The sequence below is a fragment of the Fredinandcohnia onubensis genome (assembly GCF_002734215.1).
Taxonomy (GTDB): Bacteria; Bacillota; Bacilli; order Bacillales; family Bacillaceae_L; genus Ferdinandcohnia; species Ferdinandcohnia onubensis.
The window spans coordinates 49,261-57,985 of the sequence record NZ_NSEB01000005.1 but is presented as its reverse complement, the minus strand read 5'-3'; the positions used below and the strand labels follow the sequence as shown (position 1 = coordinate 57,985).

Genomic DNA, 8,725 nt, shown 5'->3' with positions numbered 1-8,725 from the left:
AAATTGTCCATTATTCGGGTTATAGTTCACTGTCCCCGTGTCCCATTATCTGCCTAGATAGCCTCCGTCGACTGCTATTGTAAATCCGTGGAGATAGTCGGATGCATCTGAAGCTAAGAAGATAGCAGCTCCTTGTAAATCTTCACCGGTACCCCAACGCCCTGCAGGAATCCGAGCTAAGATTTCCTTATTGCGTGTTTCGTCCGCAATTAAAGCTGAGTTCATTTCTGTTGCCATATAGCCTGGAGCAATACAGTTCACATTCACACGATGCTTTGCCCACTCATTTGCCAATGCTTTTGAAAATTGCATGACCGCACCCTTACTTGCTGCATAGGCAGGTACCGTAAAGCCACCAAAATATGAAAGCATCGAAGCTAAGTTAATAATCTTACCTTTACCTTGTTCAATCATATGCTTGCCAACCTTTTGACAAAGGAAAAAGACAGCATTTGCGTTAACATCCATCACGAGATCCCAATCTTCTTTTGGAAATTCCACAGAAGGATGTCTTCGTTGAACACCAGCATTATTGACTAAAATATCAATTTTGCCCATTTCCCCGATGATTTGCTCAACTAAGCCGTCAAGCCCATCAACATCACCAAGGTCATATGAAATTCCAACTGCCTTAACTCCTTGGCTACGGATTTCTTCAAGAGCATCTTCTTTTATAGTACGCGCTACAACGACAACATCTGCCCCTGCACTTGCTAACCCGATGGAAATGTCTTTACCAAGACCACGCGTACCACCTGTGACAACAGCTACTTTTCCGGTTAAATCAAATAATTTATTCATTTTCCTCACCTCATCCGAAAGAATACATGACCTTGACAGCATCAGAAGGAGTTGTTAACAGCTCAAACCCCTTTTGTGCTTCTTCAGGTGGGAGGACATGTGTAATGATTTTTTCAAAGTTTGGTTCTTTCGCTACTAATTCAGCGGCGATCTCAAAGTCCTTATGTGTATAGACGCGAACAAATCGAATCGAAAGCTCTTTGAACATTCCTTGCTGCAATTGAAGAGCAGCAGGATTTTTATAGGAAGCAACAATTACAACGGTGCCTCTTACTTTTACAACTTCAGTCACTTGAGTTGCTACTGCCGGATGACCTGCACAATCAAAAACAAAGTCAAAGCCACTGCCGTTTGTTTCCGCTAATACAACTTCCTTCACATCTTGGGTGAGAGAATGAATAGCTGTAAAACCAAGCTCCTCCGCCTTTTTAATACGGTCAGGATTTGTTTCAACGATCACGACTCTACGCGCACCCAAGTTTTTTAATGCAAGAGCCACACATAGACCGATTGTTCCAGCTCCATAAACGAGGGCTTCATCTCCTGGTACAAATCCAGCCTGTCTTACAGCGTGCACACCTACTGCAATTGGCTCCATGAGCGCACCAAGCTTAAGGGAAACACCTTCTGGTAGTGGAATGATTTTATCAATCGGAGCTTGAACATATTCTCCCATGCCGCCGTCACAATCGATACCAACTAATTGTAAGGTTTCGCATACATGAGATTGACCAGATAGACATGGTGGACATGTACCACAGCTAAGTAATGGATTCACTGTTACTGGGATTCCTGGCTTTAGGGTCGGATGACCACTAACAATTGTACCGGAAAATTCATGTCCAGGTATAAGGGGAGCAGCAGCACGCGGGTGCGTGCCGCCATAAATGATTAAATCTGTACCGCAAATGCCAGCATGCGAGGCCTTAATTATAGCCCACCCTTCCTTTACTGCAGGCATTTCTCTTTCTTGGACGTTTACTGTTTGAGGTCCTTCATACACGATTGCCTTCAATTCTAGCACTCCTTTTTCTAGTCTTAACTTAGATGAATCTTTGTTTATCTCATACAAATTAAAATTTCATAGATTTACAAGCCGAACAAACTTGGAAGCCAGAGTGAAAGTTGTGGAATATATGTGACAAGCAATAAGGCTATGATCAATACTCCAAAGAAAGGTAGTAATGGCTTAATCACATTTTCAATTTTCAGATTGGCGACCTTCGCCCCAACGAATAAAACGTTTCCGACTGGTGGTGTAATGGTTCCAATACATAGGTTCATAACGATCATGATTCCGAAATGAACAGGGTCCATTCCAAAGTCCATTACAATCGGTAGAAAGATTGGTGTGAAAATAAGAACCGCAGGAGTTGGGTCCATAAATGTCCCAACAATTAATAACACAACATTCATGATTAATAGAATAATAATAGGACTATCCGTTAAGGCTAATAGAGTATCGGCAATTAGGCCTGGAATGTTCGTAAAAGCCATAACCCATGACATGATGGATGACACACCGATCAATAAAGTAACCATAGCAGTCGTTCTCGTTGATTCTAAAATAATTCTTGGTAGGTCTTTGATTTTAATTGCTCGATAAATGAATGATAATAACAGAGAATACACAACCGCAATCGCTGCCCCTTCAGTAGCTGTAAAAATCCCTCCGATAATCCCTCCGATTACAATGACAATCAGTAACAAGCTTGGGATCGCATCAAGAACAGTCTTAAGTGCTACTTTTAAAGAAACCCGCTCAGAGCTTCGGTATCCATGTTTTTTTGATATAAAAAATGCAACAACCATACAAGCAAGTGCCCATAAAATACCAGGGATATATCCTCCCATGAACAAGGCTGCAATGGACGTACCTCCACTAACTAAGGAGAACACGATTAATGTATTACTTGGGGGAATAAGCATTCCAGATGGAGCTGATGCAACGTTAACTGCAGCTGAAAACTCACGTCTGTATCCATCCTTCTCCATTTCTGGTGTTAAAGACGTACCTACCGCTGCAACAGCCGCAACAGCAGATCCACTAATTGAACCAAACATAGCGTTCGCTAATACGTTTGTCTGTGCAAGAGATCCAGGCATACGACCGCTTAGAACCTTTGCACAGTTTACTAATCTTGTTGCAATTCCCCCATTATTCATGATCACCCCAGCAAGGACGAAAAAGGGGATAGCAAGTAGTGGGAAAGAATTAATTCCTGTAAAAAGACGTTGTGCAGAGGTTAGCATTCCGTTATCAAAATCAACAATTAAAAACATTGCCAATACGGAAGGAATCCCAACTGCAATACTAATAGGTGCACCGATAAGTAATAAGATCACTAGACCTATCAACATAATCAGTGCCGCTTGAATAACGACCGGATCCATATTCGATCTCCTTCCTACAAAAGAAGTTATTGCTGCTGCTCTTCTAAAGTTTGCTTTTTCGCTAAAATTAAATAGATGCAATTAATAGCATAGAAAATGATAAAGGCACCACTCATTGGAATCCCCAAATATAAATAGCCCATCGGAAGCTTAAGACTTGGGTTAACTTGATTCCATGCTAGTTCAGCGGCATTGCCTCCACCTTTGACGAGAACAATCGCAGCAAATGCGATGATGACAAGCTGAATGAATAATTCAACACCCAGTCTAAGTGGTCTTGGAAATTTATCCTTGATAAAGTCCATCGCCATATGACCATTTTCCCCAAATAAAAATGCTGCTCCAAACAGTCCGAGCCACACAAAGCAGTACTTCGCAAGCTCTTCTGAAAAAGCACTCGGATCGTTAAAAATGAACCGAGTAATAACTTGCCAAGTAACAAGTACTACCATGGCCGCGAACAAAATAATGCAGATTACGCTTAATATTTTGTCTAATATACTTTTGATGAGTTTCATATAATCACTCCATTATTTATCCCGCATTAATGAGCATTTTCCCCCATAATCAAAGACCTCATTTGGAAGTCAATGAGTTAGGGGGAACGATTGCCCGATTAAGAAGAACAAAGACTAAGAACGCACATCATGTGGGCTCATCTACCATTCAGGGGGGTTATAGCTCCCCCCTGGATGATGTTTCACTTTATTGAGCTGATTCACGTACCTTTTCATATAGATCTTTTTGGAAATCATTTGCTAATTTTTCTTCTAATAATGGTGCAACTGCATCTTGGAAGATTGTAATATCAACATCGTTAAACTTAGCACCTTGCTCTTCTGCTGCTGCCTTTGCTTCTGCAACGAACTCAGCGAATAATTCGAATTCACGGTCGAATGCTGAAGTAAGACCTTCACGTAGAGCTTTTTGATGCTCTTCCGACATACCTTTTAACACATCTGCATTAATCATTAGATAGTCAGGTACCATTAAGTGTTTTGTGTAAGAATAATATGGTGCAATTTCAACATGCTTTAAGTTGTTATAGATTAACTCGTTATTTTCTCCACCTTCAAGAACTCCGGATTGAATAGCCGTGTATACTTCACCTTGTCCCATTGGTGTACCAACGCCACCCATAAGTTCCATCATTTGAATATTTGTATCAGATTCCATAACACGAACCTTCATACCTTTTAAATCATCAGGTGTATTAACTGGCTTCTCACTGTTGTATACGTTACGTACTCCACCGTGGAATCCACCTAGAACCGTTAAACCATTTCCTTCTAAAGAAGAGAATAACTCACCTGTTACATCAGGGTTGTTCAGAACAGCCTGTTGGTGTTCTACAGAATCAAATACATATGGTAAGTTAAATACCACGAAATCTGGGTTTATGTTTTCTAATAAACTTCCTGGTGTGATTGACATGGCAACTGTACCAGATTGAACTAATTCAAGAACTTCACGCTGAGCGCCTAGTAATTCGTTTGGATAGATTTCAATCTTATAAGCGCCATCTGTATCTTCGTAAAACTTTTCACTGAATTCTTCCATAGCTTTATATTGTGGGTGGTTTTCTGGTTGGTTAAAGCCTAGTTTTAAAACCTTTGTATCTTTTTTGCCTTCAGAATCTCCACCAGAAGTTGAGTCTGAGCTGCCTCCTCCACATGCTGCCAAGAATGACATCATAAGAATTGCTACTGCAAGAATTGAAAATAATTTAATCCCCTTTTTCATTTTCCTTCACTCCTATATATTTAAGTTTATTTACTACCTACGGTTAATTGGTTTACAGCGTAATGAACCTGCTCCCCATTTAAAAATCTGACTGTTTCCTCTGCAACCTTGCGTTTCAACTCAACTGCTGCTTCCTCTGAATACCAAGCCATATGTGGCGTAATCAGGAAGTTTTCATGTCTCATTAATTTGGCGTCTGCGCCCATTGGCTCAGACTTCGCCACATCAATGGCCGCTCCAGCAATCCAGTTTTCTTCAAGGGCGCGATCTAGAGCATCCTCATCAATGATGCCGCCGCGGGAAACATTGACAATATAAGCAGAAGGCTTCATGAGTTGAAGCTCTTTTTCACTAATTAAATTTCTTGACGTGTCTAGTGCACAGTGGATGGAAACCACATCTGATTGTTTAAGCAATTCTTCAAGTGAAACAAACTCGACAAAGTCTGGATATGTTTCTTTTTCATTAATGTCATTAACAATCACCCTACAGCCAAGAGCATGGACCTTATGAGCAAAAGCTGTACCAATCCGGCCAAGGCCGATGATTCCTACAGTTTGTACACTGTGGCGGTAGACAGGAATACTTTTTGAATAATCCCATGTACCTGATTTTACAAGCTGGTTCATGAATGTAATTTTTCGTGTTAACGCTAACATTAAAGCTAATGCATGGTCAGCCACTTCATTCGTTCCATAGTCAGGCACATTACAAACCTGCACGCCATATTTTGTTGCCGCTTTCAAATCGACGTTATCAACGCCAACTCCGTAGCGTACGACAAACTTCAAATCTGGCAAACTAGCAAAAACTTTTTCTGTAATCGGTGCATATTGGTTAATGAACGCTACAGCACCCTGGCACTGGTTAATCACATCATCCTCCGTCTTGCACTGAAGCAATTCAAATGAATAACCTGCTTTCGAAAATACAGTTTGCTCTGCATCAAAATTATCATGATCACAATCTGTAATAATCACTTTTCTTTCAGTCATGTTGTCTACTACACCTCCGCAATTTCATCACCACTCAACCGCAAACGCTGTCAGTTAAGTGAATTTTCCATACTGTCTGTCTGTTGAAAAAGGGTAAAAGTCTTATAGACTCTTAACCTTTTCCCAAACAGAATCATCTGCATGAATGCCTTCTGTCTTACTTCTTTCACGAGCTGCTGCTTGACCTTCACCAGGGTAACGTACTGTCGCACCTTCTTGAATTGGTGTGCTGTTCTTTAGTTGGTCTACGGTACCTTGGATAATCGATTCCATTTGCTCCTCTGTAATAAAGCGCTTAGGATCAAATGCCATGTAGATTTGCGAACATCCTGTACAGCTTCCTTGATTAATCTCATCCATCATGGCTGTTGTGTTACCGTTTGCAAGAACAGATCCAAATAAATCTAGTAAAATCGCAAAGCTTGAACCTTTCCAGTAACCCATTGGCATAATTCTTCCAGAATCCTCAATCTTACCTGGGTCTGTTGTCACGTTACCTTCAGAATCAAATCCACCTGCAAATGGTAACTGTTTTTCAGCTAGCCGTGTTACTTGAATTTTACCCCAAGAAAATTGGCTTGCAGCCATATCTAGCAGGAATGGACCTTCTTCTCGCGGAATACCCATACAGATTGGATTGTTCCCGATATTTTGATTCGCAGAGCCCCATGCTGGCATACAAGATTCTGTATTTGTCCAGCTAATTCCCATTAATCCTTCATTAATCATATCTAGAATATATGTACCACCGCGCATCCAGTGTGTTGTGTTACGTAAAGCCACAATTCCAACACCATTTTCTTTCGCTAATTCAATCGCGCGCTGTGAAGCTTTTTTCGCATTGATAATACCTATACCACGATGTCCATCATATTGTTCAACAACACCGAAGCTGTTCACTAATTCAAGCTCAGCCTCAAGATTGATCCAACCTTTTTTAACGTAATTCAGAAAACGAGGAACACGGTTCAAGCCATGAGATTCAATTCCATCTCTACTGTTTTCCGTATGCACCTGTGAACAAAGCTCTGCTTGCTCTTCGCTAAGTCCATTTCGTAAAAATGCTTGTTTAACTTCATGCTTCATATCCTCAAAAGCAATATACATTTATATCCTCCTCTGTGTTTCCTGGCACCTAGAATCCCATTACGGACCCTTTTTTTGCAAGAAAATGGTCTTTTTTGTCAAGTAAGCCCTTTCATCGAAGTTAAAAAAATATAGTCTGGCTTACTTAGATGAATTTGTTAAATACATGAGTACTTGTATACAAGTATGCTAACATAGCGATAGTAGAAATAGCAATCCCCTTTTTTAGAAAATTTTACATATTCATTTTTCGCAAATTTTTTCCCAATTTCACCTTAAACAAAGATGCTACCCATAAAAAAAACAACCCATCAAATGGATTGTTAGTGGTTTTTATTAATCGAACAAAAATTCATCATCTATATCAGGGCCATTGATAATTTCATCGTATTTCTCGAGTTCTTCCTGAAGGACTTTTTCGAGTTCTCTAAATTTTGTCGAGATGCTGCTTGGTGACACATCAAATTCTTCAGCAAGCTCCTCGTGCGTAGAAAGACCCTCGTATGGATAGATCATTTCAAGCATGTAGACCAAAGCTGCCTCGTAAATACCTGTTTTGATGATCCTTGGATTTTTGCGCTTGCAGTATTTATGCCATAGCGAAAGTCCAATTCCAACGATCTCCTCGTCGTAATCGTACTCTTTCATCCGAATCTGAAACATTTCGGCGACCTCTTGCTGTTTTGGCGTCTGCCACTGGTAATCATCCGCAGATACTTTCGCCTTTCCGAACATAAAAACCATGAATACATCGATAAATTCATTGGACATAAACTCAACCGGACTCGTCTCACCGCTTTGTTTATAGAGTTCGAGAATCATGTTACGCATATCGCCTGCAAACTCCGTTGGCAATTCAAGAAATGTCGGGAAAAAGATCGAGTTCGCACCTGCAGGCAGTAACATTCCGAACACAAAATAGCCTGCTTCCACATCTGTTTCCGTCTCATAAATTCGCACCTGATGCTCATCTTCCGTAAAAATATCCTGAACCGTCATATACGTTCTCCGCTCATCAACCTCAGTCACCGTATATGCAGAAGGTCTTGCAGCCTTCCATCTCTGTAAAAGGTCCCGCGTCCGTGGACGGCTATATTTTGGACCGTACATATCAACATACTCTTCTAAAATCGTTTTTCCATCGGCCGGAATCGAACTAATGATCCAAACTCGTGAAAAGAATGAAAATAAATCGTACACATCATCTGGTAGCTCATCAAAAATATCACCATACTCATCCAGAACGTCATCAAAAAACTCATCATACAAATGAATGGCGTACTGAAACATATCATGTTGGACATCGTTCAGTTCATTTTCAACGACTTGGTCAATGGAAACTACCGCAGACCGTCCACAGCATCTTTTATACTTTTTCCCACTCCCGCACGTGCATTGGTTATTCCGTCCCGCTACCTTCATGAAATTCATTCACCCTTCTTTGTTATCCTATGACACTATCATATCACTTTTTTTCGGATATTTCAGTGGGCGATGTGGTCTATTGGCGATAAATTCATTCAATTTGAAATATTTTAATGAAACCGGCGATAAATTGTATTTTCGCCATTATTTTACTGGCGATCCGCACTAGTGAATGATTGTTTTTATTAAAATAAAGACAATCTAAAAACTCCGAACGACGATTTACGGCTGATAATTAAAAATTACGGCCAATAAATAAAATTTTCGGCTGATATTCGGAA

8 protein-coding genes are annotated in these 8,725 nt (G+C 40.4%); all 8 read right to left on the bottom strand.

Going from position 1 to position 8,725, the window contains the following annotated elements; all coding sequences use genetic code 11:
• Positions 1 to 45: 45 nt before the first annotated feature.
• The 8 genes from CKK03_RS06840 to CKK03_RS06805 all read right to left on the bottom strand — a co-directional run bounded on the left by CKK03_RS06840 (position 46) and on the right by CKK03_RS06805 (position 8,450).
• Positions 46 to 801, bottom strand: coding sequence for an SDR family oxidoreductase (locus CKK03_RS06840; RefSeq protein ID WP_099361879.1), 756 nt, complete (start codon positions 799 to 801; stop codon positions 46 to 48).
• Between the two features lie 10 nt (positions 802 to 811).
• Entirely contained in the window at positions 812 to 1,816 is a 1,005-nt protein-coding gene (locus CKK03_RS06835) for a zinc-dependent alcohol dehydrogenase (RefSeq protein WP_099361878.1), read from the bottom strand.
• Between the two features lie 74 nt (positions 1,817 to 1,890).
• Positions 1,891 to 3,195, bottom strand: coding sequence for a TRAP transporter large permease (locus tag CKK03_RS06830; protein ID WP_099361877.1), 1,305 nt, complete (start codon positions 3,193 to 3,195; stop codon positions 1,891 to 1,893).
• Between the two features lie 26 nt (positions 3,196 to 3,221).
• Positions 3,222 to 3,713, bottom strand: a complete 492-nt coding sequence (locus tag CKK03_RS06825) for a TRAP transporter small permease (RefSeq protein WP_099361876.1) — start codon at positions 3,711 to 3,713, stop codon at positions 3,222 to 3,224.
• Positions 3,714 to 3,900: 187 nt separating this feature from the next.
• The gene (locus CKK03_RS06820; protein WP_099361875.1) at positions 3,901 to 4,938 is read right to left on the bottom strand and encodes a TRAP transporter substrate-binding protein; all 1,038 of its coding nucleotides are present in this window, start codon (positions 4,936 to 4,938) and stop codon (positions 3,901 to 3,903) included.
• A gap of 26 nt (positions 4,939 to 4,964) precedes the next feature.
• Positions 4,965 to 5,933, bottom strand: a complete 969-nt coding sequence (locus CKK03_RS06815; protein ID WP_099361874.1) for a C-terminal binding protein — start codon at positions 5,931 to 5,933, stop codon at positions 4,965 to 4,967.
• Positions 5,934 to 6,035: 102 nt separating this feature from the next.
• Positions 6,036 to 7,040 (bottom strand): 3-dehydro-L-gulonate 2-dehydrogenase, encoded by a 1,005-nt coding sequence (yiaK, locus tag CKK03_RS06810; protein WP_099361873.1) that lies wholly within the window; start codon positions 7,038 to 7,040, stop codon positions 6,036 to 6,038.
• A 315-nt stretch (positions 7,041 to 7,355) separates the two neighbouring features.
• Positions 7,356 to 8,450, bottom strand: coding sequence for a YecA family protein (locus tag CKK03_RS06805; protein ID WP_099361872.1), 1,095 nt, complete (start codon positions 8,448 to 8,450; stop codon positions 7,356 to 7,358).
• Positions 8,451 to 8,725 lie beyond the last annotated feature (275 nt).

Coding starts and splice junctions, on each gene's coding strand:
- CKK03_RS06840 (WP_099361879.1), bottom strand. CDS start 801: ATGAATAAATTATTTGATTTAACCGGAAAAGTAGCTGTTGTCACAGGT.
- CKK03_RS06830 (WP_099361877.1), bottom strand. CDS start 3,195: ATGGATCCGGTCGTTATTCAAGCGGCACTGATTATGTTGATAGGTCTA.
- CKK03_RS06825 (WP_099361876.1), bottom strand. CDS start 3,713: ATGAAACTCATCAAAAGTATATTAGACAAAATATTAAGCGTAATCTGC.
- CKK03_RS06820 (WP_099361875.1), bottom strand. CDS start 4,938: ATGAAAAAGGGGATTAAATTATTTTCAATTCTTGCAGTAGCAATTCTT.
- CKK03_RS06815 (WP_099361874.1), bottom strand. CDS start 5,933: ATGACTGAAAGAAAAGTGATTATTACAGATTGTGATCATGATAATTTT.
- yiaK (WP_099361873.1), bottom strand. CDS start 7,040: ATGTATATTGCTTTTGAGGATATGAAGCATGAAGTTAAACAAGCATTT.
- CKK03_RS06805 (WP_099361872.1), bottom strand. CDS start 8,450: ATGAATTTCATGAAGGTAGCGGGACGGAATAACCAATGCACGTGCGGG.